The following is a 26,600-nucleotide window of genomic DNA, read 5'->3' on the forward strand; positions in this document are numbered from 1 at the left end:
CGGCGCGTCATCAGGCACAATCGGCGCACAAGCGTGCGGTGCCACCGCGCGGCTTGCCGTTGCGGGGAGGACGCAATGACCGAGGAAGCTGAGCGAGCGCTGCAGCACCGGCGCGAGCTGTTGGCGTTGCTGCGCGAAGCGTTCGACCTCGACGAAGCCGAGCGCGAACGCTGGATCGCGCAACGCTGCGCCGGCGACGCCGCGCTCGCCGCCGAGCTGCGCGCATTGCTGGCGCCGCCGCGCGCCGGCGTGCTCGACGGCGACGCCGGCACGCTCGCCGCGAGCCTGTCGGAGGAAGCGGACGCCGACACCGGCTTGAGCAACGGCGCGCGCGTCGGCGCCTGGACTGTCGTGCGCACGCTCGGCAGCGGCGGCATGGGCACGGTCTATCTGGCCCAGCGCGACGGCGACGGCTACGTGCAGTTCGGCGCGTTGAAACTGATCAAGCGCGGCATGGACACGGCTGCCGTGCTGGCCCGCTTCCGGCGTGAGCGGCAGATCCTGTCGCGGCTGGCGCAGCCGAACATCGCGCGCCTGCTCGACGGCGGCGTCAGCAGCGACGGCCTGCCCTACTTCGTGATGGAGTACGTCGACGGCCAGACCCTGCGTCAGTGGCTCGCCCGCGCACGCCCGGACCTGGCCGCGCGCCTCGCCGTATTCCTGCAGCTTTGCGCCGCCGTCGCGCATGCGCACCGGCATCTGGTCGTGCATCGCGACATCAAGCCGGAGAACGTTCTGGTCGACGCCGACGGCCACGCGCGCCTGCTCGATTTCGGCATCGCGCAGCTGCTCCAAGCCGACGGCGAAACAGTACAGACCGTGGCGCAGCGGCGCTTCGTCTCGCGCGCCTACGCCGCGCCCGAGCAACTCGGCGGCGACGCGACGACGACGGCCACCGACGTCTACCAGCTCGGCGTGCTCTTGTTCGAGCTTCTGACCGGTGCGCGCTTCGGCACGGCGCGCACCAGCGGCACGCTGTCCGGCTGGCTGGCGCGCGCGCAGGCGCAGGCCGACGCCGACGAACGCGCGCCGGTGTCGGCGGCACGTCTGCGCGGCGACGCCGCGATCGTCGTCGCGCGCGCGACCGACGCCGATCCGCAGCGTCGCTACGCCACCGTCGAAGCGCTCGCCGGCGATGTCGGCGCCTGGCGCGACGGCCATCCGATCCAGGCGCGCGCCGACAGCAACGCCTACCGGCTGCGCCTGTTCGTGCGCCGCCACGCGGTGATCGTCGGCGCTGCCGCGCTGGCGCTGGTCGCGATCCTCGGCGGTGCCGGTGTCGCCTTGTGGCAGGCGCGCGTCGCCGCCGCGCAGGGGCGCGTCGCGCTCGAACGCGCCGAAACCGCCGAGCGCGTCAAACGCTTCATAATCGGCCTGTTCCAGGCGCCCGATCCGGAGCAGGCGCGCGGCGTGGTGCCGCGCGCGGACGAATTGCTCGAGCGCGGCGCCGCGCAAGTCGCCGACGAACTTGCCGGTCAGCCGCGACTGCAAGCCGAGTTGTACGAAACCATGGCGCAGAGCTACATGGGCCTGGGCCGCTTCGACACCGGCGTGGATCTGCTCGAACGCGCCAGCGCCGGGCTCGCCGGCGGCGACGATTCCGCGCTGAAGGCGCGCATCGAAACCTTGACCGGATCGGCCTACGCCGAACTCGGCCGCTACGACGACGCGCTGGCGGCGCTCGGCCGCGCTTTGCAATGGCGTGCCGGCACGGCGTCCGCCGATCCGCTCGACACACGCATCGAAGCCGTGCGCGGCTGGGTGCTGCGCGACCTCGGCCGCTACGCCGAATCCGAAGCGGCGCTGCGGCACGCGCTCGCGCTCGCGCAGACCACGCCCACGGACATGAATCCCGCGGCGCTGCGCGCACTGAACAATCTCGCGTACACCTTGCAGCTGGCCGGGAAAAAGCAGGACTCGATCGCGACCTACGAACGCGTGGTCGGTTGGTACGCCGCGCACGCGCCGCCCGATCAACCGGCGCGCCTGTGGGCCGAAGCGACCTTCGGCAGAAGCCTGCGCGATCTCGGCGAGCCGGCGCGCGCGAAGGAATTGCTCGAACGCATTCGGCCGACCTTGCTCAAGGTCGTCGGCGCGGCGCATTCGGACCTGGCCAGTCTCGACATCGGCCTCGGCCTGGCGCGCATGGATCTCGGCGAGGAAGGTGGCTATGCGCAAGTGGTCGACGCGGTGGCGCGCAGCCACCAGACCACACCGCGCCGGAACATGCTGTGGGCACAGGCCGAGTTCGCGCTGGCCGAAGCGGAGTTGAGCATGGCGCACACGGCCGCCGCCGCGTCGCACTACGAGGCGGCGCGGGCGGCGTATGCCGCTCTGGTCGGCAATGACCATCCGGCCGTGCGCGAATGCGAGGCGCGCCTCGCTGCGATCGCCGCGAAGAGCGGCGCGCCGTCCGCCGCGATTGACGCCGCCGCGCGCGGCGGCGATGCTCGACCCATCACGGGGCGAGTCAGGCAGGAGCGATGAGCGAGAGCGTCACCGAGCTGCTCGGCGCTGCGGAGCGCGGCGACGCGGCGGCGCAAGATCGGCTGTTCGCGCTGCTCTACGACGAATTGCGCCGCTGCGCGCACCGTCAGCTCGGCGGTCGCGGCGAAACGCTGTCGACCACCGCCCTGGTGCACGAGACCTACGTCAAACTGAGCGTCGCCGACGGCTTGCAGCTGCACAGCCGCCAGCATTTCATGGCGCTGGCCGCGCGCGCGATGCGGCAGGTGCTGGTCGATCACGCGCGCCGCGTCGGCGCCGACAAGCGCGGCGGCGGCGCCGCCTTCGTCACGCTCGACGAGCAGGTGCCCGATGCGCCCACGCAAGCCTACGAAGTACTCGCGCTGGATCAGGCCTTGAACGAGCTGGAAAAGATCGATGGGCGCGCTGCGCGCGTGGTGCAGCTGCATTTCTTCGGCGGCCTCACCTTCGGCGCGATCGCCGAACTCGAAGGCCTCAACGAACGCACGATCAAGCGCGACTGGCAGGCGGCGCGCGCGCTGCTGGCATCGACCATGGAGCAGCCGACCGCTGCCGGCTGAGCATCGCCGCCGCGCGCGCGACATCGTGCGCATGGTGCTGCGACACGCCTGCCGCTAGCATGCGCGCCGCATGCCGCCCACTTCCGCCCCCTTCCGCGATCCGCCCGAACGCCCCGCCCTGCTCGAAGCATGCGGGCTCGCCTTCGCGCGCAACGACGAGCCGATCTTCGGACCGCTCGATTTCGTCCTGCATGCTGGTGAGGTGGTGCTGATCGAGGGAGACAACGGCGCCGGCAAGACCACCTTGCTGCGCGTGCTGTCGGGCCTGCTCGCGCCGAGCGCCGGCGAGATCCGTCTCGACGGCGAACCGCTGACCTTGGCGCGGCTGTCGCCGCAAGTCGCCTTGCTGTCGCACCAGGGCGGACTCAAACCCGAATTGAGCGCGCTGGAAAACCTGCGTTTCGCGGCCGGCCTGCACGGTCAGCGCAAGGGCATCTCGCCGCTGAGCGCGCTCGCCGGGGTCGGTCTCGACGGCTATGCCGAAGTGCCGACGCGGCAGCTGTCGGCCGGCCAGAAAAAGCGCGTCATGCTGGCGCGCGTGCTGCTCGCGCCGGTCGCGCTGTGGTTGCTGGACGAGCCTTACGCCAATCTCGATCTGGACGGCATCAAGCTGGTCAATCGCCTGCTCGAACGCCATGCGAACGGCGGCGGTGCGGCGTTGATCACCTCGCACGGCGCCTATGCCTACACCTCGGGCACGCCGCGCCGGCTGCGCTTGCAGCCGGGAAGCGCGAACGCTGCTGCGGATGTCGCGACAACGGCGGAGCGCGCGCGATGAAGCCCGGCTCGACCTCGGCCGCGTGTGCGGCGCTGATCCGGCGCGATCTGACCCTGGTCTGGCGGCGGCGCGGCGATGCGGTCAATCCGATCTTGTTCGCCTTGATCGTGATCGCGCTGTTTCCGCTCGCGCTCGGTCCCGAACCGGAGCAGCTGCGCCGCATCGCGGCCGGCGTGGTTTTCGTCGCCGTACTGTTGGCCGGTCTGCTCGCGCTGGACACCTTGTTCCGCAGCGACTACGAAGACGGCTCGCTCGAACAGCTGGTGCTGTCGCCGCATCCGCTCTCGCTCTTGCTCGCTTGCAAGATCGCGGTGCACTGGCTGACCACGGCGCTGCCGCTGATCGCGGCCGCGCCGCTGCTCGGCGAACTCTTGCATCTGGACGCGGCGGTGCGCTGGGTGCTGTTGCCCGCTCTGCTGCTGGCGACGCCGCTGCTCAGTTTGATCGGCGCGGTCTGCGTCGCGCTGACGGTCGGCATGCATCGCTCTGGTATGCTGCTGGCCTTGCTCGTGCTGCCGTTGTACGTGCCGGTCTTGATCTTCGGCGCGGGCGCTTGCAATGCGGCGCAGGTCGGCCTGCCGTTCCTGGCGCCGCTGTTGTGGCTGGCGGCGGCGCTGGCCTTGGCCCTGGTGCTGGCGCCGCTGGCGTGCGCGGCGGCGCTTAGAATCTCGCTCTCATGAATGCGCTGACGCTCTGGTTCCACAAGATCGGCTCGCCGCCGACGTTCTACCGCATCGCCGGCGCGCTCGCGCCGTGGTGCTACGGCGTCGCGCTGGTACTCGGCCTGGTCGCTCTGTACGGCGGCCTGGTGCTGGCGCCGCGCGACTATCAGCAGGGCGATGCCTACCGCATCATCTTCATCCACGTGCCGTGCGCCTGGATGAGTCTGTTCGCCTATTTCTTCATGGCGGCGAATGCGTTCATCGCGCTGGTCTGGCGCATCAAGCTGAGCGAGATTCTGGCGATGGCGAGCGCGCCGATCGGCGCCGCGTTCACCTTCATCACGCTCGTCACCGGTTCGCTCTGGGGCAAGCCGATGTGGGGCACCTGGTGGACCTGGGATGCGCGCCTGACTTCGGAGTTGGTGCTTCTGTTCCTCTATCTCGGCGTGATCGGACTGTACGCCGCGATCGAGGATCGCCGCCAAGCCGCGCGCGCGGCCGGCTTTCTCGCCCTGATCGGCGTGGTCAATCTGCCGATCGTGCATTTCTCGGTGAACTGGTGGAACACCTTGCATCAGGGCTCGACCGTGCGCCTGATGGGCCCGTCGAAGATCGACTCGGCGATGATCTGGCCGCTGTTGACGATGGCGCTGGCGACGCACCTGTGGTTCTTCGGCAGCTTGCTCGCGCGCACGCGCATCGGCTTGCTCGAACTGGACGCGGGCAAGGACTGGGTGCGCAAGATCGCGCTCGACGAGCGCGCTTAGCGAAGCTCCAAGCCGCTCCACTCCGCGCGCAGCGGAAGTGACTCGGCGGCGGGCGAAGGTCGATTCTCTCTCAGCGATTTTCCATGCGTGCCTGCGCTCGCGGGAACGCATGTCCGGTCTGAGCGGAAACCTGCGTATCCCCTGGCGATGCGGCTCTTGCCGCTGTTCGCGAGGAGAACACCATGTATCGCTCATCCACTATCGCCGCAGGTCGATTGCACCTGATCGGCCACTCGGCTCTGCTGATCGCCGCTGCGCTTCTGTTCGGGACCGCACGGGCCGCCGACTATGTCCCCGACCCGACCTGGAACCACGGCTTGATCGGCGCCGACAACTTCGCTTCCGTCAGCTACGACTACCGCGTCGGCAAGAAGATCGCGCGTATGGACAACGGCGACATCGTCGCCGCCGCCGTGGTGCCGGGTGTCGGTGCCGCCGCAGGCCGCCAGAAACTCGGGCTGGTGCGCTACAACCAAGCCGGCATCCGCCAGACCTGGAGCAATCCGGGCACCGACGGCTACTACAACAACCAGTACGTCATCACGCCTTGCCTCAACGTCGATCGCTGCGGCGAGGTCAAGGACGTCAAAGGCATCTACCGCTTCGGCGACCGCCTGTTCGTGCTCGCCGACACCGAGAACTTCCGCCTCCAACTGGTCGGCGGCAATCCGCCGCTGCCGGTGTGGGTGGCCGTGCCCGCGGTCGAGGTCTACGTGTTCGGCAGCGACGGCGCCTTGCAAAGCAGCGGCACGATGGACTCGGACGCCTACGCCGACGACGGCTCGCGCACGGTCGCCGGCGGTGGCATCGCGCTGTACGACAACGGCATGTTCCCCACGCTGACGACCCTGCTTTACGTCGGCACCGGCATCGTCGACGGCATCTACCGGCCGCGCTTCGCACGCTTCAAGGTCGAAAACGACAGCACGCTGACCAGCGAAGTCGACGCGCTCGAACCGGCCTTCGGCAACCTCTGCGCGGCCGGCGATTTCTGCCAGTTCGGCGGCATCGCGCTCGGCGGTCGCGCCACGCCGACGTCCACGCCGCGCATCTACGTCGCCGGTTCTCGTTGGCACCCCGATCCGCCGCCCGGAACGATCGGATGGCCCGCCGGCTGGGACATGTTCGCCGCCAGCCTCAATTCCAACGGCACGCCGCGCACGGCTTTCGCCACCAACGGCATCTACACCACCGAAGCCCTCGCCGCGAGCGGCCAGAGCGGCGGCCAAAAGCTGGCCGTCGATGCCGGCCTCGGCGTGATCTCGCAAGACGAAATCTTCGTGCTGGCGGATCTCGAGCTGCCGTGTCGAAACGGCATCGCAGTGCTCAAGCTCGGGCAAACCGGCAGCAGCGTGTCGACGTTCGGCATCAACGGCCACGTGCGCTACGGCGGCAGCGATCAGACCGACGTCGTCTCCTGCGCCCTCGGCTGGCGGCAGCAGTCGATCCGCGCCGACTATCCGACCGACATCGTGCAGTCGAACGGCAAGCTCGGCGTGTCGGGCCTGAACATCTACAGTCCCGGCGTGCTCTGCCCGGTCGGACAGCCCTGCCCGGAAGACAATGTCGACGGCGAAGTCGCGGTGATCGACGCCGATACCGGTGCAATCGAATCCTGGCGCGGCTACGCCTTTGCCGACAGCTCGGGCGGCGCGCGCTCGCGGCATTCGGGTTTCTGGGGCATCGTCGCCAACGGCGACGACAGCTTCTCGCTCGCCGGCGACGTGCGCTACTTCAACCAGACCTCGGTGCCGGAAGCCCAGCGCGGCCGGCAGATGGTCGCGACCTTGCGCGTCGCGCCGCGCGGCGATGTGATCTTCCGCAACGGCTTCGACGGCACGCCCTGATGCCCCGGCGTGCGCAGCGGCGCCCGGCTCGGCCGCCGGCGCCGCTGCGCGGCGCTTCGCCGCAGCATGCCCTTGCTGGCGGCGGTGATGCCCGAGGAATTTGGTAGGCTGGGCGCTTCCTTCGCTGCGCCGATAGCGCCGAGATCGCCAACATGAGCGAATTCCTTTCCATGGGCGGCTACGGCGCCTACATCTGGCCGGCCTACGCAGTGTTCTTCGTGGTGCTGGCGATCGAAGCGCTGGCACCGCGCGCGCAGCGCCGCCGCGTGCTGGCCGACATCCGCGGCCGCGCGCAACGCCGCGCCGCGCGCGCCCCTGCCGACCAGAATCCCGCATGACCCCGACCCGCAAACGCCGCCTGATCCTGATCTCGCTGATCCTCGCCGCGGTCGCCGTCGCGGCCAGCCTGACCGTGCTCGCGCTGCAACAGAACATGACCTATCTGTATTCGCCGAGCGAAGTGGACGCCGGGCATGCGCCGGCCGCGGCGCGTTTCCGCCTCGGCGGCGTGGTGCTGGAGCAATCGATCCAGCGCGCCAGCGATTCGCTCAAGGTCGGCTTCGTCGTCACCGACCGCTTCAAGCAGATGCCGGTCGAGTACACCGGCATCCTGCCCGATCTGTTCCGCGAGGGTCAGAGCGTGGTCGCCACCGGCGCGCTCGAGAACGGCCGCTTCGTCGCGACCGAAGTGCTGGCCAAACACGACGAAACCTACATGCCGAAAGAAGTCGCCGACGCGATCGCCAAAGCGAAGACCGCGCACCTCGACAAAGGCAAACAGTAGCCTCAGGCCGACGACGCGACGCGCAACCGCGGCGGCGCCGGCGGCCACGGCTCGTTGGCCGACTTCGCCCCGGCGAATGCGCTGTCGAGCGCGTCGCGCAAGTGTTCTGACAGATAGTCGATGAAGCAGCGCACCGCCGGCGCGAGTCCTTTGCGCGAAGGGAAGACGGTGTAGAGCGTCATCTCCGGCAGCGACCATTCCGGCAACAACACGATCAGACGGCCGTCGGCGATTTCCTCACGGCAGAGGATCGCCGGCAACTCGGCCACGCCGCAGCCGCTCATCGCGGCGTGCTTGATGATGACGATGTCTTCGGTGACCAGACGCGGCGTGAACGCGATCTCGCTGACGTTACCGTCCTTGCCGGTCAGCCGCCAGCTGTGGCGGTTGCCACGGCCCAGATCGAGCAGGCCGCCGAGGCCGATCGCGCCGCGCAGATCGTCGGGCGTGCGCGGCAGGCCGTGACGCTCGATGTAGTCCGGCCCTGCGATCAGCTGGTGCCGCCGCAGCGCGAACGAACGCACCGCCAGCGACGACGGACGGATGCCCGGCGCGATGCGCAAGGCGACGTCGTAGCCTTCCGCGATCAGATCGACTTCGCGGTTGGTCAGGTCGAGCACGATCTCGACTTCCGGATAGGTCAGCATGAAGTCGGCCAGCAGCGGGGCCAGGATCGTCTGCACGAAATTGACCGGACCGGTCACGCGCACGACGCCGCGCGGCGTGCCGCGCGCATCGTCGATGACGGTGTTGGCGCGTTCGATTTCCAGCAGCACCGCGCGGCAGCGCTGGTAGTAGCGCGCGCCGACCTCGGTGATCTGCAGCTTGCGCGTATCGCGCTGCATCAGGCGCACGCCGAGCTGCGCCTCCAATCGCGCGAGGTGCTGGCTCAATACCGATTTCGCCACGCCGAGCGCCGACGCGGCAGCGCTGAACGAGCCGTACTCGACGATTTTGGCGAAATAGAACAGGTCATTGAGATCGTTCAAGGCCCAAGCTCCCGCGAACGACAACGCCGGGAGCTTAGCAGGATGTGAAGGAGGCGCCGCCTGCCCTCCTCGGCCGCTGGCATCGAAGCGACGCCGCGCACTCGGCCCCTGCGCATCATGAGAAAGCAGGCCGCGTTTCGACCGCCCGTCGCGATCGTTCCGATTGGCGAACAATGTTTTCGCCGGATGCGCCTACTCAAATCCGCGATGGGCGAACACACTCGGACGTTAACGAAGGGTGAAGTTCGATCGAGCATCGACGCAGCGCACGAAGGGCGAAGCGTCGGTCGCGAACACACCGCTTCGGCAAGACCCAAGCCAGCAAGCCGTTGCGCCAGCCAGCCAGGGAGACGTCGAGAGATGCTTTTGCGAGCCCGCTTCCTGCGTGTCGCCGCCGCGGTCGCACTGTGTGTGCTGGCGCCGGCTCAGGCGCAGCAGAACCGTGAAGAGTTGTCGCGCAACCTGCCGGCCGGCGATCTTTCCAGCGCGGAAGTGCAGTCCGGTCGCAGCCTGCTCGCCGCACCGGGCTTCGCCAAGGCCAAGGTCGCGGTGAACCCGGCCTTTCCGGACGCGACCCCGGTCGGCGAACGCACCTGCACCGCCTGCCATCAGCTCGAAGCCGACCACTTCACCCACACCCTGCACGCGCTCGGCCTGCATGCGGCGAACAAGGCCGACGCCTCGATTCCAGTGTGCGAGACCTGCCACGGTCCCGGTTCGCAGCACGCGCAGGCGCCGCTGACGCGCGGCTCGATCATCGCCTACACCAAGAGCGGCGGCACGCCGATCGAGGTGCAGACCAAGACCTGCCTGACTTGTCACGAAGGCGGGCCGCGCGATCACTGGCTCGGCTCGGTGCATCAGCGCAACCAGCTGTCGTGCAGCGATTGCCACAACCCGATGGCGAAGTTCTCGGTCGAAGGTTCGCTGGCCAAGGCGTCGATCAACGACACCTGTGCGCAGTGCCACCAGGACGTGCGCATGCAGTTCAACCGCCGCTCGCACATGCCGCTGCCGGAAGGCCAGATGAGCTGCGTCGACTGCCACAACCCGCACGGCAGCCTGACCAGTCCGCTGCTGAAGACCAATACGGTCAACGAGACCTGCTACCAGTGCCACGCCGAGAAGCGCGGGCCGTTCCTGTTCGAGCATCCGCCGGTGCGTGAGAACTGCCTCAACTGCCACAGTCCGCACGGCTCCAACCAGAACACCTTGCTGGTCGCGCCGATTCCGTTCCTGTGCCAGCAGTGCCACACCGCGCAACGCCATCCGGACAACCTGCACACGATGCAATCGACCGGCACCGGCTCCAACCCGGACTTCCGCGTGATGGGCCGCGGCTGCCTCACCTGTCACGCCAACATCCACGGCTCGAACGCGCCGTCGGGTCCCAAGCTGCACGAGTGACGAGGAAGGAGGCGTGCCATGACGAACTCGACCAGCGGCCTTTTCTCCTCGCATCGGCAAAGGCAGACATCCATGGCGATCGCGCGCCGATGGCCGTGCATGACTCGCCTCGCTCGCCACTGCGCAGTCGTTCTGCGAACGCTCTGCGCGCTGCGCGCAGGTCCGCTGGCCGCGAGCATCGCGGCGGCGATGCTGTGCGCTCCCGTCTTCGCCGACAGCGGCATCGGCATCGACACCTGGCGCGGCAACAAGCTCGATCCGACCGCCGGCAGCAAGAGCGAAACGCCGGATGAGAACGGCACTTCGTGGTTGAAGCCCGGCCAGAACCGCTCGCCGACCGGCAATCTCTATCTCGGCCCGTACACGCCGCCGCAGCCGGAGCAGTACGGCGATTGGCGCGGCTACGGCACGCTCGAAGTCGGCGTGCTGATGATCCCGACCGGCGACCGGCGCAACTCGCTGTGGAACCGCTACACCGATTGGGACGAAGGACCGATCCTCGGCTTGCTCGACTACACGCTCGAACGCCCCTCCGACGGCAGCTACGCGAACTTCCGCGCCAGCCGCCTCAACGACGACGACGAGTACTACCAGGCCACCTTCGGCCGCGCCGGCAGTTACAAGATCCAGGCCTTCCTGCGCGACATGCCCAACATCGTGTCGGGCAACGCCAAGCCGATCTGGAACGGCGTCGGCTCGAACCGGCTGACCTTGCCGAGCGGATTGACCCCAGGCGGCAGTTCGCCGGCGCAGATCGCTGCCGCCTCGGCGGCGGCGCCCGAGCGCACGCTGAAAGTCACGCGCGAGAAGCAAGGGCTGAACTACAGCGTGTTTCTGACGCCGCAATGGACCGCGTATGCGAACGTCACCGACGAGCAGCGCAAAGGCGCGCGGCCGTACGGCGGTTCGTTCTTCTTCCCCGGGCTCGGCGGCTCGATGGAAACGGTCAAGCCGATCGACGACAGCACGATCAACGTCAACGGCGGCTTCCGCTACGCCGGCGCGTTGTGGCGCATGGATCTCAGCTACAGCGGATCGTTCTATCGCGACGCCAACACGCGCTACACGTTTGAATCACCGTTCGTGATGGCCTCGCCGGTGCCCGGTGCGCTGTCGGCGCCGGTGTATCAGGGGCAGATGTCGACCGAACCGGACAACGACTATCACAACCTGCAGGCCAGCCTGACGCGCAAGCTGCCGTGGAACGGCGAGGTCTCGGTCAGCGCGGCCGGCGGACGTATGGAGCAGGACGACACGCTGATTCCGCCGATCGATTGCCAAGGCGTGTTCGGCGTCGGTTTCGGCAACCTGCAACTCGGTCCGGCCAATCCGCTGCTCGGCGATTGCGGCCAGTGGAACACGCCGGCGGCGCTGTCGCGGCGCACGGCGAAGATGCGCATCGACACCAGCATGTTCGACACACGCATCGTGTTGAACCCGAGCACGGAATGGTCGCTGCGCGGCAACGTGAAGTACGACCGTCAGGACTACCGCAGCGGCGGCTACACCTTGTACAACCCGCTCACCGGGCAGTACGGCTACATCGCCGAGAACGGCTCGCAGCCGAGCATCATCCCGGGCGAAGGTTTTCCGGTCGGGCCGGTCACCGACGTCGGCAGCATGCGCATCCACAACATTCCGCTCGACATCCAGACGGTCGACGCGAACCTCGGCGCGGACTGGAAGTTCACCGACAAGAACACGCTCGGCTTCACCTTCGGCTACAACCGCTACGAGCCGACCAATCGCGAGCGCAGCGAGATCGACGACTCCAGCGTCAAGCTGACCTGGGTCAACCGCTCGCTCGACGCGCTGACGCTGCGCGTGAACTACACCTTCCTCAAACAGACCGGCGACGGCTACGACTACGACCCGTACGGGCAATTCGTCTCGGCCAGCCTGCCCGGTTACTTCCCGCCGGCGACCGGCACGCCGGTGATCACCACCTCGGCGATGCGCAAGTACGACATGTCCAGCTACGACCAGAACAAGCTCGATGTGATGGCGACCTTGGCGCTGCGCGAGGACATGACCTTGAGCGCGTCGGCGCGCATCGACCGCAAGTCCTACGAGGCGCAGATCGGCCGCCAGCACTACGACACCGGCAGCGCAACTTTACAGTGGGAATGGCAACCGGCGGCGACGACCAACCTGAGCGCGTTCTTCGGCTACGACCGCTCGAATCTGAAGATGTCCAACGTCAACGACGCGCTCGAGAACGGCGCCGGCACCGACCCCGGCCTCGGCGGTACGACCTATCCGTTCAATGCGCAGTGGTGGCTGCGCGACAAGCAGCGCGACTACTACGCCGGCGCGCTGTTCGATCATCGCATCGGGCGCGTGCGCGTCGACGCCGGCTGGAACTACATCTACTCGCGCGGCACCGACAGCTACCGCTACGCCGGCCCGGATGCGCTCGCCTACCCGACCACGGTCGGCCCCGGTCCCGGCAGCGGCGCGTTCTCGCCGATGATCTACCGGGTGAACTCGTTCAACCTCGGCGTGACGATTCCGATCGTCGAACGCGTCTCGCTGCGCTTGTTCGACTATTACGAGCGCGGCCGCGTCGACGACTGGCACTACCTCGGCTTCGACCAGAGCCGTTTCATCGGCGGCATGCTCTACAGCGACGGCGGTCCGCAGAGCTACAGCAACAACCTGGTCGGCGTGCTGGTCAACGTGAAGCTCTAGGGGAGCGCAGCGATGAATTCCCACTACTCGCTCCGCTGCGTCTTGCTCGCCGCCTCCATGAATCTGAGCGCGTTCGGAGCGGCCGCCGCCGCGGAAGCCGCCGCGTTCATCGATCAGCGCCAAGTCGACCCGATCCACGGCAACGTCGCCGCCGGCGCCGCCAAAGCGGCGGTCTGCGTCGCCTGCCACGGACCGAACGGCAACGCCATCGTGCCGGCCTTCCCCAAACTCGCCGGGCAGCGCGCGGACTACCTCGCCGGCGAACTGCACAAGTTCAAGCGCGGCACGCGGCCCGATTCACCGATGACGGCGCTGGCGCTGCCGCTGACGGACGAGGACATCCGCAACCTCGCCGTCTACTTCGCCGCACAGACGCACACGCCCTCGCCGCTGCCGCCGGCAGATGCCGCCGTGCGCTCGCGCGGCGAAACCTTGTACACGCAGGGCGATCCTGCTCGCGGCGCGCCGCCGTGCCAGGGCTGCCATGGCAGCGAGGCGACCGGCCCGGCCGCGGGACCGCCGCACTACCGCGCCTGGCCGGCACTGCGCGGGCAGAACGGCGACTACCTCGTGCAGCGCTTGAAGAACTATCGCGACGGCAAGCTGCGCGATTCCAGCAACGACTTCATCATGCACGGGGTGGCGCAGACGCTCGACGACGCGTCGATCCAGGCGGTGGCCGGCTATCTGGCCGCGCTGCCGCCGGCGGCGACGCCGTAGGCTTGCGGCTTCTTCGCTGGTATCTGATATACAAATCGCATATCATCGGTGCCATGCGCACCTTGATCGACATCCCCGAAAACGAACTCGAACGGCTGAACTCGCTCAGCGAGCGCGAACAGCGCTCGCGCGCCTCGCTCGTACGCGAGGCGATCGCCGAATACCTCGTGCGACGCCGCGACAGCGACGAATCGGCGTTCGGGCTGTGGGGCGAGCGCAAGGTCGACGGCCTGGCCTATCAGAAGAAAGTGCGCGCCGAATGGTGAAGGCGCTGTTCGACACCAACATCCTGATCGACTATCTCAACGCGGTCCCCGCCGCAAAGAAAGAACTCGACCATTACGGCGAACAGGCCATCAGCATCGTCACCTGGATGGAAGTCATGGTCGGCGCCAGCGGCAAGCTGGAAGCGCCGACGCGCCAGTTCTTGAGCCGATTCGAGCGCATCGAACTCGACGATGCGGTCGCCGCGCGTGCAGTGGAATTGCGCAAGGCGCATCGCATCAAGCTGCCCGACGCGATCGTCTGGGCCAGCGCGCAGCAGCACGCGATGCTGCTGGTCACGCGCAACACCAAGGATTTCCCCAAGGGCGATCCGGGCGTGCGCATTCCATACTGATCACCGGCCCTCGACAACGCCGCGACAGCATGCCCGACCCGTCCATCCGCGCCAGCGGCGCCTCAACCGGCTAAGCTTCCCGTCTGCCTTCGCCTCGTTGCCGCCATGCTGCCCGAACTCGGCCAATTCGCCCTGATCCTCGCCCTCCTGCTCTCGGTGGCGCAATGCGTGCTGCCGATTCTCGGTGCGCACCGCGGCAATCGCGCGCTGATCGCGGTCGCGCGGCCGGCGGTGGCCGGGCAGGCCGTGTTCGTCGCGCTCGCATTCGCGATCCTGACCTACGCGTTCGCCACGCAGGATTTCTCGGTGGCCTACGTCGCGCAGAATTCCAATTCGCTGTTGCCCTGGTACTACCGCTTCTCCGCCGTGTGGGGCGCGCACGAGGGCTCGCTGCTGTTGTGGGTGCTGATCCTCAACATCTGGACGGTCGCGGTGGCGGCGCTCAGCCGCAAGCTGCCGGACGAGTTCATCGCGCGCGTGCTCGGCGTACTCGGTTTCATCAGCTTCGGTTTTCTGCTGTTCACCGTGCTGACCTCCAACCCGTTCGCGCGCGAGCTGCCGATGCCGGCGGACGGTGTCGATCTCAATCCGCTGTTGCAGGATTTCGGCCTGATCGTGCATCCGCCGATGCTCTACACCGGCTATGTCGGCTTCTCGGTCGCGTTCGCGTTCGCGCTGGCGGCGTTGCTCGGCGGCGAACTCGACGTGCGCTGGGTGCGCTGGGCGCGGCCGTGGACGAACGTCGCCTGGGCCTTCCTCACGCTCGGCATCGCGCTCGGCTCCTGGTGGGCCTACTACGAACTCGGCTGGGGCGGCTGGTGGTTCTGGGATCCGGTCGAGAACGCCTCGTTTATGCCCTGGCTGGTCGGCACCGCCTTGATCCATTCGCAGGCGGTGACCGAGAAGCGCGGTTCGTTCCGCGCCTGGACCTTGCTGCTGGCGATCTTCGCCTTCTCGCTGTCTTTGCTCGGCACCTTCCTGGTGCGCTCGGGCGTGTTGACCAGCGTGCATTCGTTCGCGGCCGATCCCAAGCGCGGTCTTTTCATCTTGTGCTTCCTCGCGATCGTGATCGGCGGTTCGCTTTTGTTGTACGCGCTGCGCGCACCGAAGGTCGCCGGCGGCGAACCGTTCGCGGCCGTCTCGCGCGAGACCGCGCTCCTGATCAACAACCTGATGTTCACCTGCGCCGCGGCGATGGTCCTGCTCGGCACGCTGTATCCCCTGATCGGCGAGGCGTTCGACCTCGGCCGCATCTCGGTCGGGCCGCCGTATTTCGGTTTCATGTTCGTGCTCTTGATGCTGCCGGTGGTCGCGCTGCTGCCGTTCGGACCGATGCTGAAATGGCGCACGGGCCAGCTCGGCGGCGCGCTGCGTGCGTTACGGCCGGCCGCCGCGGTGGCCGTGCTGGCGGCGATCGCGGCTGGCTTGATCGCGCACGAGCTGCCGTGGAAGGCGCTGTTCGGCGTCGCCGCCGCGCTCTGGGTCGGGCTCGGCATCGCGCTGTACGCGCTCGCGCGCTGGCGCAACGCGCCGCGCGGACGCCGCTTCACGCCGGAGATGCTCGGCATGATCTGCGCGCACTTCGGCGTCGCGGTGTTCCTCGCCGGCGTGCTGATCGTCGAGGCGACCAGCGTCGAGAAGGACGTGCGCCTGGAGCCGAACCAGAGCGTCGAGATCGGCGCACTGAGTTTCCGCTTCGACGGCGTCAAAGCGGCGACGGGCCCGAATTATTCGGCCGAGCAAGGCGCGGTCACGGTGTCGAAGGACGGCGCGGTGATCGCGAGCCTGCATCCGCAGAAGCGCAAATACACGCGCAACGAGCAGGTGCAGACCGAATCGGCGATCGATCCCGGCCTGTTCCGCGACGTCTACGTCGCGCTCGGCGAGGCGGTCGGCGACGACGGCGCCTGGGCCGTGCGCATCTACGTCAAACCGTTCGTGCGCTGGATCTGGCTCGGTGCGCTGTTGATGATGCTCGGCGGCTTGATCGCTGCCGGCGATCGGCGCTTTAGGGCCGAGATTCGGGATTCGAGATTCGGGATTCGGGAAAGCGCGGACGATCGCGCCGCTCTCGCCGTCACCAATCCCCAATCCCCACTCCCCAATCCCGGCTCCCCCGCATGAACGCCCGCCTGTTGCCGCTCGCCGGCTTCGTCCTCCTGCTCGCCCTGCTCGGCTTCGGCGTCTGGTGGAGTCAGTACAAGAATCCGCAGGAAGTGCCCTCGCCCTTGATCGGCAAGGCGGCGCCGGCGTTCTCCTTGCCGACGCTGGACGATGCGGAACGCCGCATCACCAACCAGGATCTCGCCGGCGCGCCGTACTTGCTCAACGTGTTCGCGAGCTGGTGCTTCGCCTGTCGCGAGGAACATCCGATCCTGCGCGGCCTCGGCAAGCAGCTCGGCATCAAGCTGGTCGGCTTCAACTACAAGGATGCGCCCGAGGACGCCAAGCGCTGGCTGGTGCAGTACGGCAATCCCTACGATCTGGTGATCGCCGATCTTCCCGGCGACGTCGCCATCGATTTCGGCGTGACCGGCGCGCCCGAGACCTTCCTGGTCGATGCGCAAGGCGTGATCGTCTACAAATACATCAGTCCGATCACGCCCGAGATCATCGCGACGCAGTTGCTGCCGCGCATCGCGAAGATGAAGGAGGCGCCGCGATGAGCTGGTGTTCGCGCCTCTGGCGAATCTTCACGCTCGCGCTGGTGATCGCCGCGGTCGCGCCTGCGCTGGCCGCGGTCGACCCGCTGCCGTTCAAGGATCGCGCCGAAGAGCTGCGCTTCCAGAACCTGACCAAGCAGCTGCGCTGCCTGGTGTGCCAGAACGAAAGCCTCAACGATTCCAGCGCACCACTGGCGGCCGATCTGCGCCGCGACGTGTTCGAGCAGATGCAGGCGGGCAAGAGCGACGACCAGATCAAGCAGTGGCTGACCGCGCGCTACAGCGATTTCGTGTTGTACGACCCGCCCCTGCGCGGCGCCACCTGGATGCTCTGGTTCGGCCCCTTGCTGGTGCTGGCCGGCGGCGCCGTCGCGGTGGCGGTGACGGTGCGGCGGCGTGCCAGAGCGCGCCCGTCCGCGGCTTCCGCGGCGCGCGCGAACGACGATCTCGAGGACGACTGGTGATGACTGTTTTTTTCCTGCTCGCGGCGCTGATGGTCGGCGCCGCGCTGGCCTTCGTCGTGGTGCCGCTGCTGCGCCACGCGCGCAGCGCGCCGGTGGCCGACACGGCCGCGCGCCGCTTGCGTGCGCTCGAACTCGCGCTGGCCGAAGGCGTCGTCGATGCCGACGAGTACGCCGCCAAGCGTGCCGCTCTCGGCGCGGCGGCGAACGCGCCGCAAGCGGCACCGTCGCGGCTGGCGTTCGGCACGCTGCTGCTCGCTGCGCTTTTGCTGCCGGCGGCGGCGATCGCGCTGTATCGCCTGGTCGGCGCGCCGCAGGCCTTGGACGCGGCCAATCTCGCCGCCGCGTCGGCGCCGCACGGCGGCGATCGGGGCCCGGAAATGGAAAAGGCGATCGCGACCTTGGCCGAGCGTCTGCGCCAACAGCCCGACGACGTCGAAGGCTGGGCTCTGCTCGGCCGTGCCTATCAGGCGACCGGCCGCGTCGCCGAGTCGCTCGACGCGTTCAAGCGCGCCTACGAGCTGGGCAAGGACAACGCGACGCTGGCGATCGAATACGCACAAGCGCTGGCCTTGTCCGCGCCGGGCCAGCGCATCGACGGCGAACCGCGCGCCTTGCTCGAAGCGGCATTGAAGAGCGAGCCGAACAATCAGCGCGCGCTTTGGCTGCTCGGCATCAGCGACTATCAAGCGAATCGCTACGACGCGGCGATCGCGCGCTGGAACACGCTGCTGCCGCTGCTGCAGCCGGGCTCGGAAGTCGCGCAGAGCGTGCAGGCACAGATCGCCGAGGCCGAAGCCAAGCGCGACGGCAAGCCGTCCGCACCGGCGATGGCCGCGGCGGAACCGTCCGAATCGGCCTCGGCACCGACTGCGGCCGACGCGGCGGCATCGCCGCGGCTCAGCGTCAGCGTCGCGCTCGCGCCAGCGCTGAAAGACAAGCTCGATGCGCAGGCGACGCTGTTCGTGTTCGCGCGCGCCGCCAGCGGCCCGCCGATGCCGCTCGCGATCCAGCGCCTGAAGGCGAGCCAGTTGCCGCTCACGGTGACGCTCGACGACAGCATGGCGATGATGCCGGCGATGAAGTTGTCGAAGTTTCCGCAGGTCGTGGTCGGCGCACGCGTGTCGAAATCCGGTAACGCGATGCCGCAGAGCGGCGATCTGCAAACGCTGTCGGCGCCGCTGCCCACCGATCGCCGCGAGCCGATCGCGCTGACGATCGACCAGATCGTCCCCTGAGCTGCCGCGGCGCGCACGCACGCGCGCGGCGAATCATTTTTTTTCAATTGCCGGCGCAAGCTGGGGAGCGCCCCGATTGCGGGCGTCTTTCTCGCGATGCTAGGTTCCTGAGTTCCAACGGGAAGAAGGAACTGCTCATGCATACGAACATCCGCAAGCTCGCGCTGGCCACCGCAGTCGCGCTGGCGACCGTCGCTACGATCGCGCACGCCGACAACGACAAGAAAGGCGTGCTCGGCGGCATCGGCGGCTTGCTCGGCGGCAACAAGGGCGGCAGCGACAGCGGCAAGCTGCTCGAAGCCGGCTCCGACGCGGTCAAAGGCCTGACCTTGTCCGATGCCGACATCGCCAAGCTCGGCGCCGAATCGGCACTCGCCTACGACAAGAAGAGCAAGGTGCTGCCGGCCAGCAGCAAGTACACCCAGCGCCTGGCCAAGATCACATCGGGCTACACCAACGAAGACGGCCTCAAGCTCAACTACAAGGTCTATCAGTCCGATACGGTCAACGCGTTCGCGCTGCCTGACGGTTCGGTGCGCGTCTACACCGGCCTGATGGACCTGATGGACGACGACGAACTGCGCTTCGTCATCGGTCACGAGATCGGTCACGTCAAGTACGGTCATTCCAAGTCGCGCTTCAAGACCGCGTATCTGACCCAAGCCGCGCGCAAGGGCGTCGCCAGCCAGGGCAATGCGGCCGGCGCGATCGCGTCGTCCGAACTCGGCGGCGTGGTCGAGAACGTGATCAAGGCGCAGCACTCGCAGGGCAATGAACTGGAGTCGGATCAGTACGGCTTGGCTCTGTTGAAGAAGAAAGGCCAGAACCCGAAAGCCGCGGTCACCGCGATGCAGAAGCTCGAAAAGCTCGACGGCGGCAAGGGCGGTGGCGCCAGCAGCATCGTGTCGAGCCATCCGCCATCGGCCAAGCGCGTCGAACGCCTCGAAAAAGCAATCGCAAAGGGTTGAAGCGAGGCCCTTTCCGCACTGACCTCTCCCGTTCGCGGGAGAGGTCGGCGCCTGCGGCATCGGGCGATGGCGAGGTGAGACGACGCCTCGAGCGCACGCTCACACCGACCCTTGCAAGCGAATGAAGCGTAACTCGCGTGCGCAAGACAACGCCAGCTCTCGCCTCTCACGTTCTCGGGCGATTACGCATCGCTCCGCCCTGCCGCCGCACCACCAGGTCCGGCACACGCCCTGTCCGCTCAGAAAGCCATGCCTACGGGCGATCCGACAGCCGATCACTTCTCTCGAACGATGAGGCCAATGCCTGATGCCCTCCGTCACTGACGTCCCCCGCACTGCGCGTCTACTCCCCTCTCCGCGAAGCTTGTTCGTCTTCTGCGCGCTCGCCTGCGCCGGGGTTGCCAAGGCCGAGGTCTGCCGGGTAACGACCACCGCCACACCCGTGGGCGACGGCACGAGCTGGAGCAGCCCCATGCTCCTGCAGGAAGCGCTGGCGGCAACGGCCTGCACCGAAATCTGGGTCGCCGGCGGGGTTTACACGCCATCGACGACGGATCGAAGCATCAGTTTCGCGATCGCGCGCGAGCTCCAGCTCTATGGTGGGTTCGGTGGTACAGAAACCGCGCGCGAGCAGCGCAATCCCAAACGCAATCGCAGCATTCTTTCCGGCGACATCGGCAACGACGACATCAAAACCCTCGGCGTCACCGAAACCGCCGCCGATATCGTCGGCGGCAACAGCTACCACGTGCTGGACCTCGACGGCCAGCGGCCGCACCCGATCACCGCCGCCAGCGTGATCGACGGCTTCGTCATCACCGCCGGCCAGGGCGGCGATAACCATCCCGACAGCGCCGGCGGCGGTCTGCTGTGCGATGGCTTCCAGTTCAATCCGGGCGACGGCGACTGCAGTCCGACCCTGCGCAACCTGCACTTCAGCGGCAATAACGCACTGGAGGGCGGCGCGGTGTTTCTCTGGTGGCATAGCCGTGCGCTGATTTCCGGCGTCACCTTCAGCGGCAACCACGCCATCAACAACGGCGGCGCGCTTTCGATCGACGGCACCGGCGGCGACAACAGCCCGACTCTGCTCAACGTCACCTTCAGCGGCAACAGCTCCGGCAACAGCGGCGGCGCGATCATGATCGACGGCAGCGGCGGCATCGCCAATCCGCTACTGAACCATGTGACCTTCAGCGGCAATCGCTCCGGCAACGCCGGGGGCGCGATCCACAGCTCCGGCGGCATCGGCGGCGGCGGCGTCAGCCGACCGGTCCTGACGCACGTGATCCTGTGGGACAACAGCGCCGAAGGCCAAGGCGAAAACCTCTTCAATGCGGGCGTAGGAACCCATCTCGCACTGCGCTACAGCCTTCTGCAAGGCGGCTGCAGCGCCGTGCAGGAATCCTTCGACAGCACCACCGACTGCGCCAGCACCTTCAATGCCGATCCGCGGCTCGCTTCTTTGCAGGACAACGGCGGATTCGCGCCGACACTGTTTCCGCGCACCGGCAGCGCCGCGATCGACAGCGGCGATGCCGCCTCGTGCGCGAGCGTCGACCAGCGCGGCCTGCCACGCCCGCAAGGCGCCGGTTGCGACATGGGCGCGGTGGAATGGAGCGACGTGATCTTCGCCGACGGCTTCGGCGCCGCCGGCAGCGGCGGCTGAAACGATCGCACCCGGTCGGCGCAGCGCACGGGTTGGCGCAATGCGGCGCTGCCGCTACATTAGCGCGCCGCCCGATCCCGCTCCCCGCATGTCCGACGCACGCCGCTGGTTCGCGCTGTCTTCGCCGTTCCGCATGAAGCGCGGCGGCGAACTCGTCGGCGCGCGTCTCGCCTACGAGACCTGGGGCGAACTGAATGCCGCGCGCGACAACGCGATCCTGATCCTGACCGGTTTGTCGCCGAGCGCGCACGCCGCGGCGAATGCGCTCGATCCCTCGCCCGGCTGGTGGGAGGAGATGCTCGGCCCGGGCAAGCACATCGACACCGAGCGCTGGTTCGTGATCTGCGCGAACACGCTGGGTTCGTGCAAAGGCTCGACCGGACCTGCCGACGAGAATCCGCTCACCGGCGAGCCGTACCGGCTGGACTTCCCCGAACTCACGCTCGAAGACGCCGCCAACGCGAGCTTCGAGCTGGTGCGCTGCCTCGGCATCGAACGCCTCTCCTGCCTGCTCGGCAACTCGATGGGCGGCATGACCGCACTCGCCTATCTGGCGCAGCATCCGGGCAGCGCGCGTACGCACATCAGCATCTCGACCGCCGCGCAGGCGCAGCCGTTCGCGATCGCGATCCGCTCGTTGCAGCGCGAAGCGATCCGGCTCGATCCGAATTGGCAGCAGGGGCACTACGACGACGCGCACTACCCCGAGACCGGCATGTCGATCGCGCGCAAGCTCGGCGTGATCACCTACCGCTCGGCGATGGAATGGGTCGGCCGCTTCGCGCGCATCCGCCTCGACGCCGAGCAGCGCGAGGAAGAGCCGTTCGCGGTCGAATTCCAGATCGAATCGTACTTGGCCGGCCACGCGCGCCGCTTCGTGCGCAGCTTCGACCCCAATTCCTACCTCTATCTCTCGCGCGCCAGCGACTGGTTCGACCTGAGCGAACACGGCGGCGGCAGCGTCGAGAACGCACTCAAACGCATCGACGTCGAACGCGCGCTGGTGATCGGCGTCGAGACCGACATCCTGTTCCCGCTGCCGCAGCAGGAGCAGATCGCCGACGGCTTGCGCGCCGGCGGCGTCGCGGTCGACTTCGTCGCCCTCGACAGCCCGCAGGGGCACGACGCCTTCCTGGTCGACATCGCGCGCTTCGGCGCGGCCATCGCGCGTTTCCTGGCCGCAGGCTAGAATGCAAATGACGTTTCCTTCTGTCGAGATTGCCTGATGTTGTCGCTCGATTTCCCCGGCGCCCGCCACCTGGTCGACGAAGTCGACCGCGCCGTGCGCCAGCGCGAAGAGGCGGCCATCGCCGACGCTCTGCGCACGACGCTGTGCCGTCTGATTCGCGATCCGAACGTGCGTCTGCCCGACTGCGTGTTCGAACGCGCGAACGACCACTACGCAAGGCGCGAGCTGTACCGCAGCGATCAGCACGGCTACAGCATCATCGCGATGACCTGGGGCCCGGGCCAAGGCACGCCGATCCACGACCATGCCGGCATGTGGTGCGTCGAAGGCGTGTGGGAAGGCTTCCTCGAAGTCACGCCCTACGAGTTGATGGAAACGCGCGAGGATCGCTACCGCTTCGAATCGCGCGGCACCATGAATGCCGGGCCCGGTTCCGCCGGCAGCCTGATTCCGCCGCACGAGTACCACACGATCCGCAATCCCAGCGAAGACGCGATCGCGGTCTCGCTGCACATCTACCGCGGCGCGATGAACGCGTGCTCGGTCTTCCAGCCCACCGACGGCGGCTGGTACGCACGCGACGAACGCAAGCTTTCGCTCGACCGCACGCACTGACCCGGCACTGATCCGGGTCATCTAGCCGGCACTCCAGCGCACACGGCTTGGCTCGATGCCATGCCGCGGCGCTTGTCTCTGCACATCATTCTCCGAAATACGCCGCAAGTAATTGTTTTTGCTAGTGAGCCAGACACCTAACCTGGCCTAGCAAACGCCCTTTCCGTTCGACTCGCCCGGGCTCGCCGCGGCGCTCTCGCTTGCGCAGCCGCATTAAATAAACTTCATAGTCTGTAATTGCCTTGAAAAAAGTTGCCTAGGCAATATTAAGCCGCGCATGAAAACCATCGGCGGCCTACGCAGCTTTCGCGACGACGGCAACTTCGCGCTCCTGATTCGTCAAATCCGCGACGGCTGCCAGCACCTGATCGAGCGCCAGCTCGAAGCCAGCGGCATCCAGATCAGCTTCAGCCAGTACCTGGTCGTGAAGATTCTGGACAAGTACGGGCCGCAGCGTCCGGGCGAACTGGCGCGCTATCTCGATCACAACGCGGGCGCAATGACGCGTCTGCTCGATCAGCTCGAACAGAGCGGCTACCTGCGGCGCGAGCCGCACGGCCAAGACCGCCGCGCGCTGACGATCGAGCTGACGCCGCAAGGCCGAGCCCTGTGGCAGACGATGAGCACCTACGCCGAACAGATGCAGGCCCTGGCCCTGCACGACCTCGACGCCGCCGACCGCAGCCAGCTGCTGAATCTGCTCTGCCGCGTGCGCGACGCGCTCGACCGCCAAACCTTTTGAATCTCACGGACCACATCGCCCCATGCGCTCCTCTACCCGACTCGTTCCGTTGACTCTCGCCGCCGCCGTGTTCCTGGCCGGTTGCGCCAGCACGCGCGGCCTGCACACCGACGGCGCGCCGATCGATCCGACTACGCTGCACGGCGAGCGCAGCTTCGAAAAAGTCACGACCACACCGGCGGCGTGGCCGGCCGCCGATTGGTGGACGCGGCTCGGCGACACCCAGCTCGATGCGCTGATTGCCGAAGCCTTGAAAGACAATCCCGACCTCGCCAGCGCCGACGCGCGCGCGAAGGAAGCGCAGAGCCAGGTCGACACGCGCTACGCCGAACGCCTGCCGACGGTGAACGCCGCCGCCAACGTCGCCGGCGTGCGTCTGCCGACCACCGCCGCACCCGAGCCCGTCGGCGGTCATTTCAATTCCTATCCCACCGTCTACGCCAGCTTCAGCTGGGGATTGGACATCTGGGGCGGCAAGCGCGCCGCGTGGGAAGCCGCGCTCGGCCAGGCCCGTGCCGCCGAGATCGACGCGCATGCCGCGCGTCTCTCGCTTTCGGTCAATGTCGCGCGCGCCTACGTGCAGTTCGGCTACGCGTTCGCGCAGAAGGACGTCGCCGACGCCCAGCTCGAGCGCGCCAAAGCCGCCTACACCTTGGTCAAGCAGCGCGTCGGCGCCGGCATCGAGAACCAGCTGCAGGTCAAGCAGGCCGAAACCGAGATCGCCAGCGCCGAGCAGCAGGTCGCGCTTAGCAGCGAAGCGATCGACTCCGCGCGCATCGCGCTGTCGGTGCTGCTCGGCAAGGGGCCGGACCGCGGTCTCGACATCGCGCGTCCGCACGTACTGCAGCCGGCCGCGCTGGCCTTGCCGCCCAATCTCACCGCGGATCTGATCGGCCGCCGCGCCGATCTGGTCGCCGCGCGTTGGCGCGTCGAGGCGAGCGGCAAGAACATCGCCGCGGTCAAGACCGAATTCCTGCCCAATCTCAGTTTGTCGGCGTTCGCCGGGCTGACCTCCTCCACCGTCGACAACCTGTTCTCGCTGCCCGCGCGCTTCTACTTGGTGCAGCCGGCGATCAGCCTGCCGATCTTCGACGGCGGCCGCCGTCGCGCCGATCTCAACAACGCCGACGCCGGCTACGACCTGGTCGTCGCGCAGTACAACTCGACCCTGGTCGGTGCGGTCAACGACGTCGCCGACAAGCTCTCCAACCTCGCCTCGCTGCAAACCCAGATCGCCGCGCAGCAGCGCGCCGTCGCCGCGGCGCGCTCGGCCTGGGATCTCAGCCAGCAACGCTACCGCGCCGGCATCGGCAATTACCTCGACGCGCTCAGCGTGCAGCAGCAGCTGCTCACCGCCGAGCAGCGCGCCGCTGCGCTCGATGCGCAGCAGGTCGACACCTCGGTCTTGCTGGTGCAGGCGCTCGGCGGCGGTTTCGACGCCGGCGGCGCCGCGCCGCCGGTCGCCGGTGCGGCCCCGTAAGCGAACGCCTTTCTTCTTTCCCGCATCTTCCTCGAGATTCCCGCCATGAGCACTGCCAATCCGACCGTCAACGAAGCCGCTGCGCCGGGTAACGGTCGGCGCCGCCTGCTGTTGCGCCTCGTACTCCTGATCGTCGTCCTCGCTCTCATCGGCGTCGGCGTCTGGTACTACCTGGTCGGTCGCTGGCACGAAAGCACCGATGACGCTTATGTCAACGGCAACGTCGTACAGATCACGCCGCAGGTCGTCGGCACTGTCGTGAAGATCCAGGCCGACAACGGCGACCTCGTGCACAAGGGCGACGTGCTGGTCGAGATCGACGGCAGCGATGCGCGCATCGCGCTGCAACAGGCCGAAGCGAACCTCGCGCGCACCGTGCGCCAGGTGCGCGGCCTGTACAGCAACGTCGAGAGCGGACAGGCCTTGGTCGCCGCGCAGAAGATCGCGCTCGATCGCACGCGCGCCGACTTCACCCGCCGCAAAGGCCTCGCCGCCACCGGCGCGATCTCGGCGGAAGAGCTGGCGCATGCGCGCGATGCGCTGGCCGCGGCGGAAAGCCAACTCTCCTCGACCCAGCAGCAGCTGAGCACGAGCAAGGCCCTGGTCGACGAAACGGTGATCGCCAAGCATCCCGACGTGCTCGCCGCCGCGGCGAACTTGCGCAGCGCGTGGCTCAACAACGTGCGCTCGAGAATCTATGCACCGCTCGACGGCTACGTCGCGCAGCGCACCGTGCAAGTCGGCCAGCGCATCCAGCCCGGCACCGCGCTCATGGCAGTGGTGCCGCTGATGCAAGCCAAGCAGGTGTGGGTCGATGCGAACTTCAAGGAAACCCAGCTGGCCGAAATGCGCATCGGCCAGCCGGTGCGATTGGTTTCCGATCTGTACGGCGGCCAAGCGGTTTATCACGGCAAGGTCGAGAGCCTCGGCGTCGGCACCGGCAGTGCGTTCTCGCTGCTGCCGGCGCAGAACGCGACCGGCAACTGGATCAAGATCGTGCAGCGCTTGCCGGTGCGCGTCGCGCTCGATCCGCGCGAAGTCGAAAAGAGTCCGTTGCGAATCGGCCTGTCGATGCGCGCCGAAGTCGACCTGCACGACAGCACCGGCCTCTCGCTGGCGGCGCAAGCGCCGAGCGAACCGAAGTTCAGCACCGACATCTACACCGGACAGGTGCAGGGCGCAGAGGCCGAGATCGAGCGCATCGTGCACGACAACGTGGCCGGCGCCGGCGGCCGCGGCGAGCGGGAAGTTTCGCAGCGCTGAG

The 26,600-nt window shown here is 67.7% G+C and carries 25 protein-coding genes; 24 read left to right on the forward strand and 1 reads right to left on the reverse strand.

Annotated features, from left to right (window positions below; translation table 11 throughout):
• The first annotated feature begins 75 nt into the window (after positions 1-75).
• The 8 genes from AC3QL3_RS11295 to ccmE all read left to right on the forward strand — a co-directional run bounded on the left by AC3QL3_RS11295 (position 76) and on the right by ccmE (position 7,885).
• Positions 76-2,487 carry a serine/threonine-protein kinase gene (locus AC3QL3_RS11295; RefSeq protein ID WP_492893572.1) on the forward strand — a complete coding sequence of 804 codons (2,412 nt, stop codon included), beginning with the start codon at positions 76-78 and terminating at the stop codon, positions 2,485-2,487.
• Positions 2,484-3,047, forward strand: a complete 564-nt coding sequence (locus AC3QL3_RS11300) for an ECF-type sigma factor (protein ID WP_492893574.1) — start codon at positions 2,484-2,486, stop codon at positions 3,045-3,047. The genes AC3QL3_RS11295 and AC3QL3_RS11300 overlap by 4 nt, the downstream gene beginning before the upstream one ends.
• Positions 3,048-3,117: 70 nt before the next feature.
• Positions 3,118-3,825, forward strand: a complete 708-nt coding sequence (gene ccmA / locus AC3QL3_RS11305; protein ID WP_492893576.1) for a heme ABC exporter ATP-binding protein CcmA — start codon at positions 3,118-3,120, stop codon at positions 3,823-3,825.
• Positions 3,822-4,505 (forward strand): heme exporter protein CcmB, encoded by a 684-nt coding sequence (ccmB, locus tag AC3QL3_RS11310; RefSeq protein WP_492893578.1) that lies wholly within the window; start codon positions 3,822-3,824, stop codon positions 4,503-4,505. The genes ccmA and ccmB overlap by 4 nt, the downstream gene beginning before the upstream one ends.
• Positions 4,502-5,254, forward strand: a complete 753-nt coding sequence (locus AC3QL3_RS11315) for a heme ABC transporter permease (RefSeq protein WP_492893580.1) — start codon at positions 4,502-4,504, stop codon at positions 5,252-5,254. Before ccmB ends, AC3QL3_RS11315 begins: the two co-directional genes overlap by 4 nt.
• Before the next feature lie 182 nt (positions 5,255-5,436).
• The gene (locus AC3QL3_RS11320; protein ID WP_492893582.1) at positions 5,437-7,101 is read left to right on the forward strand and encodes a hypothetical protein; all 1,665 of its coding nucleotides are present in this window, start codon (positions 5,437-5,439) and stop codon (positions 7,099-7,101) included.
• A 152-nt stretch (positions 7,102-7,253) separates the two neighbouring features.
• Positions 7,254-7,439, forward strand: coding sequence for a heme exporter protein CcmD (ccmD, locus tag AC3QL3_RS11325; protein ID WP_492893584.1), 186 nt, complete (start codon positions 7,254-7,256; stop codon positions 7,437-7,439).
• A complete protein-coding gene (ccmE, locus tag AC3QL3_RS11330) occupies positions 7,436-7,885 on the forward strand; it encodes a cytochrome c maturation protein CcmE (protein ID WP_492893586.1) in 450 nt (149 codons plus the stop codon). Before ccmD ends, ccmE begins: the two co-directional genes overlap by 4 nt.
• Positions 7,886-7,887: 2 nt before the next feature.
• On the opposite strand, the gene AC3QL3_RS11335 is transcribed toward ccmE, so the two are convergent.
• On the reverse strand, positions 7,888-8,874 hold the full coding sequence (locus AC3QL3_RS11335) for a LysR substrate-binding domain-containing protein (RefSeq protein ID WP_492893588.1): 987 nt from the start codon (positions 8,872-8,874) through the stop codon (positions 7,888-7,890).
• 360 nt (positions 8,875-9,234) lie between these two features.
• On the opposite strand from AC3QL3_RS11335, the gene AC3QL3_RS11340 reads away from it, so the two are divergent.
• The 16 genes from AC3QL3_RS11340 (at position 9,235) to AC3QL3_RS11415 (ending at position 26,599) form a co-directional block, all read left to right on the forward strand.
• Positions 9,235-10,281 carry a DmsE family decaheme c-type cytochrome gene (locus tag AC3QL3_RS11340; RefSeq protein ID WP_492893590.1) on the forward strand — a complete coding sequence of 349 codons (1,047 nt, stop codon included), beginning with the start codon at positions 9,235-9,237 and terminating at the stop codon, positions 10,279-10,281.
• Between the two features lie 99 nt (positions 10,282-10,380).
• Positions 10,381-12,972 (forward strand): MtrB/PioB family outer membrane beta-barrel protein, encoded by a 2,592-nt coding sequence (locus AC3QL3_RS11345; protein ID WP_492893592.1) that lies wholly within the window; start codon positions 10,381-10,383, stop codon positions 12,970-12,972.
• Between the two features lie 12 nt (positions 12,973-12,984).
• Positions 12,985-13,692, forward strand: a complete 708-nt coding sequence (locus tag AC3QL3_RS11350) for a c-type cytochrome (RefSeq protein WP_492893594.1) — start codon at positions 12,985-12,987, stop codon at positions 13,690-13,692.
• Positions 13,693-13,745: 53 nt separating this feature from the next.
• Entirely contained in the window at positions 13,746-13,958 is a 213-nt protein-coding gene (locus AC3QL3_RS11355) for a ribbon-helix-helix domain-containing protein (RefSeq protein WP_492893596.1), read from the forward strand.
• Positions 13,952-14,311, forward strand: coding sequence for a type II toxin-antitoxin system VapC family toxin (locus AC3QL3_RS11360; RefSeq protein ID WP_492893598.1), 360 nt, complete (start codon positions 13,952-13,954; stop codon positions 14,309-14,311). The genes AC3QL3_RS11355 and AC3QL3_RS11360 overlap by 7 nt, the downstream gene beginning before the upstream one ends.
• A 105-nt stretch (positions 14,312-14,416) precedes the next feature.
• Complete coding sequence (locus AC3QL3_RS11365; RefSeq protein WP_492893600.1) at positions 14,417-16,435, forward strand: heme lyase CcmF/NrfE family subunit; 2,019 nt, start codon at positions 14,417-14,419, stop codon at positions 16,433-16,435.
• On the forward strand, positions 16,432-16,977 hold the full coding sequence (locus tag AC3QL3_RS11370; RefSeq protein WP_492893602.1) for a DsbE family thiol:disulfide interchange protein: 546 nt from the start codon (positions 16,432-16,434) through the stop codon (positions 16,975-16,977). The genes AC3QL3_RS11365 and AC3QL3_RS11370 overlap by 4 nt, the downstream gene beginning before the upstream one ends.
• On the forward strand, positions 16,974-17,438 hold the full coding sequence (locus AC3QL3_RS11375) for a cytochrome c-type biogenesis protein (protein ID WP_492893604.1): 465 nt from the start codon (positions 16,974-16,976) through the stop codon (positions 17,436-17,438). Before AC3QL3_RS11370 ends, AC3QL3_RS11375 begins: the two co-directional genes overlap by 4 nt.
• Positions 17,438-18,673 (forward strand): c-type cytochrome biogenesis protein CcmI, encoded by a 1,236-nt coding sequence (ccmI, locus tag AC3QL3_RS11380; protein ID WP_492893606.1) that lies wholly within the window; start codon positions 17,438-17,440, stop codon positions 18,671-18,673. The genes AC3QL3_RS11375 and ccmI overlap by 1 nt, the downstream gene beginning before the upstream one ends.
• A gap of 137 nt (positions 18,674-18,810) precedes the next feature.
• The gene (locus tag AC3QL3_RS11385; RefSeq protein WP_492893608.1) at positions 18,811-19,641 is read left to right on the forward strand and encodes a M48 family metallopeptidase; all 831 of its coding nucleotides are present in this window, start codon (positions 18,811-18,813) and stop codon (positions 19,639-19,641) included.
• Positions 19,642-20,113: 472 nt separating this feature from the next.
• Entirely contained in the window at positions 20,114-21,310 is a 1,197-nt protein-coding gene (locus AC3QL3_RS11390; RefSeq protein WP_492893610.1) for a choice-of-anchor Q domain-containing protein, read from the forward strand.
• Positions 21,311-21,398: 88 nt separating this feature from the next.
• Complete coding sequence (gene metX, locus AC3QL3_RS11395) at positions 21,399-22,499, forward strand: homoserine O-acetyltransferase MetX (RefSeq protein WP_492893612.1); 1,101 nt, start codon at positions 21,399-21,401, stop codon at positions 22,497-22,499.
• Positions 22,500-22,535: 36 nt separating this feature from the next.
• A complete protein-coding gene (locus AC3QL3_RS11400; protein ID WP_492893614.1) occupies positions 22,536-23,114 on the forward strand; it encodes a cysteine dioxygenase family protein in 579 nt (192 codons plus the stop codon).
• Between the two features lie 277 nt (positions 23,115-23,391).
• On the forward strand, positions 23,392-23,856 hold the full coding sequence (locus AC3QL3_RS11405) for a MarR family winged helix-turn-helix transcriptional regulator (RefSeq protein ID WP_492893616.1): 465 nt from the start codon (positions 23,392-23,394) through the stop codon (positions 23,854-23,856).
• Positions 23,857-23,878: 22 nt separating this feature from the next.
• Positions 23,879-25,336 (forward strand): efflux transporter outer membrane subunit, encoded by a 1,458-nt coding sequence (locus AC3QL3_RS11410; RefSeq protein WP_492893618.1) that lies wholly within the window; start codon positions 23,879-23,881, stop codon positions 25,334-25,336.
• Between the two features lie 45 nt (positions 25,337-25,381).
• Positions 25,382-26,599, forward strand: a complete 1,218-nt coding sequence (locus AC3QL3_RS11415; protein WP_492893620.1) for an HlyD family secretion protein — start codon at positions 25,382-25,384, stop codon at positions 26,597-26,599.
• The last annotated feature ends 1 nt before the right edge of the window (position 26,600 follow it).

The organism is Dokdonella sp. GW821-FHT11D02, assembly GCF_058808595.1.

Bases quoted from the DNA above. Each gene is read 5' to 3' on its own strand.
- AC3QL3_RS11360 (WP_492893598.1), top strand. From the start codon at position 13,952: ATGGTGAAGGCGCTGTTCGACACCAACATCCTGATCGACTATCTCAAC.
- AC3QL3_RS11410 (WP_492893618.1), top strand. From the start codon at position 23,879: ATGCGCTCCTCTACCCGACTCGTTCCGTTGACTCTCGCCGCCGCCGTG.
- ccmB (WP_492893578.1), top strand. From the start codon at position 3,822: ATGAAGCCCGGCTCGACCTCGGCCGCGTGTGCGGCGCTGATCCGGCGC.
- AC3QL3_RS11320 (WP_492893582.1), top strand. From the start codon at position 5,437: ATGTATCGCTCATCCACTATCGCCGCAGGTCGATTGCACCTGATCGGC.
- AC3QL3_RS11355 (WP_492893596.1), top strand. From the start codon at position 13,746: ATGCGCACCTTGATCGACATCCCCGAAAACGAACTCGAACGGCTGAAC.
- AC3QL3_RS11405 (WP_492893616.1), top strand. From the start codon at position 23,392: ATGAAAACCATCGGCGGCCTACGCAGCTTTCGCGACGACGGCAACTTC.
- AC3QL3_RS11295 (WP_492893572.1), top strand. From the start codon at position 76: ATGACCGAGGAAGCTGAGCGAGCGCTGCAGCACCGGCGCGAGCTGTTG.
- AC3QL3_RS11370 (WP_492893602.1), top strand. From the start codon at position 16,432: ATGAACGCCCGCCTGTTGCCGCTCGCCGGCTTCGTCCTCCTGCTCGCC.
- AC3QL3_RS11390 (WP_492893610.1), top strand. From the start codon at position 20,114: ATGCTCCTGCAGGAAGCGCTGGCGGCAACGGCCTGCACCGAAATCTGG.
- AC3QL3_RS11350 (WP_492893594.1), top strand. From the start codon at position 12,985: ATGAATTCCCACTACTCGCTCCGCTGCGTCTTGCTCGCCGCCTCCATG.
- AC3QL3_RS11340 (WP_492893590.1), top strand. From the start codon at position 9,235: ATGCTTTTGCGAGCCCGCTTCCTGCGTGTCGCCGCCGCGGTCGCACTG.
- AC3QL3_RS11415 (WP_492893620.1), top strand. From the start codon at position 25,382: ATGAGCACTGCCAATCCGACCGTCAACGAAGCCGCTGCGCCGGGTAAC.
- ccmA (WP_492893576.1), top strand. From the start codon at position 3,118: ATGCCGCCCACTTCCGCCCCCTTCCGCGATCCGCCCGAACGCCCCGCC.
- AC3QL3_RS11400 (WP_492893614.1), top strand. From the start codon at position 22,536: ATGTTGTCGCTCGATTTCCCCGGCGCCCGCCACCTGGTCGACGAAGTC.
- AC3QL3_RS11345 (WP_492893592.1), top strand. From the start codon at position 10,381: ATGACTCGCCTCGCTCGCCACTGCGCAGTCGTTCTGCGAACGCTCTGC.
- AC3QL3_RS11365 (WP_492893600.1), top strand. From the start codon at position 14,417: ATGCTGCCCGAACTCGGCCAATTCGCCCTGATCCTCGCCCTCCTGCTC.
- metX (WP_492893612.1), top strand. From the start codon at position 21,399: ATGTCCGACGCACGCCGCTGGTTCGCGCTGTCTTCGCCGTTCCGCATG.
- AC3QL3_RS11315 (WP_492893580.1), top strand. From the start codon at position 4,502: ATGAATGCGCTGACGCTCTGGTTCCACAAGATCGGCTCGCCGCCGACG.
- ccmE (WP_492893586.1), top strand. From the start codon at position 7,436: ATGACCCCGACCCGCAAACGCCGCCTGATCCTGATCTCGCTGATCCTC.
- AC3QL3_RS11385 (WP_492893608.1), top strand. From the start codon at position 18,811: ATGCATACGAACATCCGCAAGCTCGCGCTGGCCACCGCAGTCGCGCTG.
- ccmD (WP_492893584.1), top strand. From the start codon at position 7,254: ATGAGCGAATTCCTTTCCATGGGCGGCTACGGCGCCTACATCTGGCCG.
- AC3QL3_RS11375 (WP_492893604.1), top strand. From the start codon at position 16,974: ATGAGCTGGTGTTCGCGCCTCTGGCGAATCTTCACGCTCGCGCTGGTG.
- AC3QL3_RS11300 (WP_492893574.1), top strand. From the start codon at position 2,484: ATGAGCGAGAGCGTCACCGAGCTGCTCGGCGCTGCGGAGCGCGGCGAC.
- ccmI (WP_492893606.1), top strand. From the start codon at position 17,438: ATGACTGTTTTTTTCCTGCTCGCGGCGCTGATGGTCGGCGCCGCGCTG.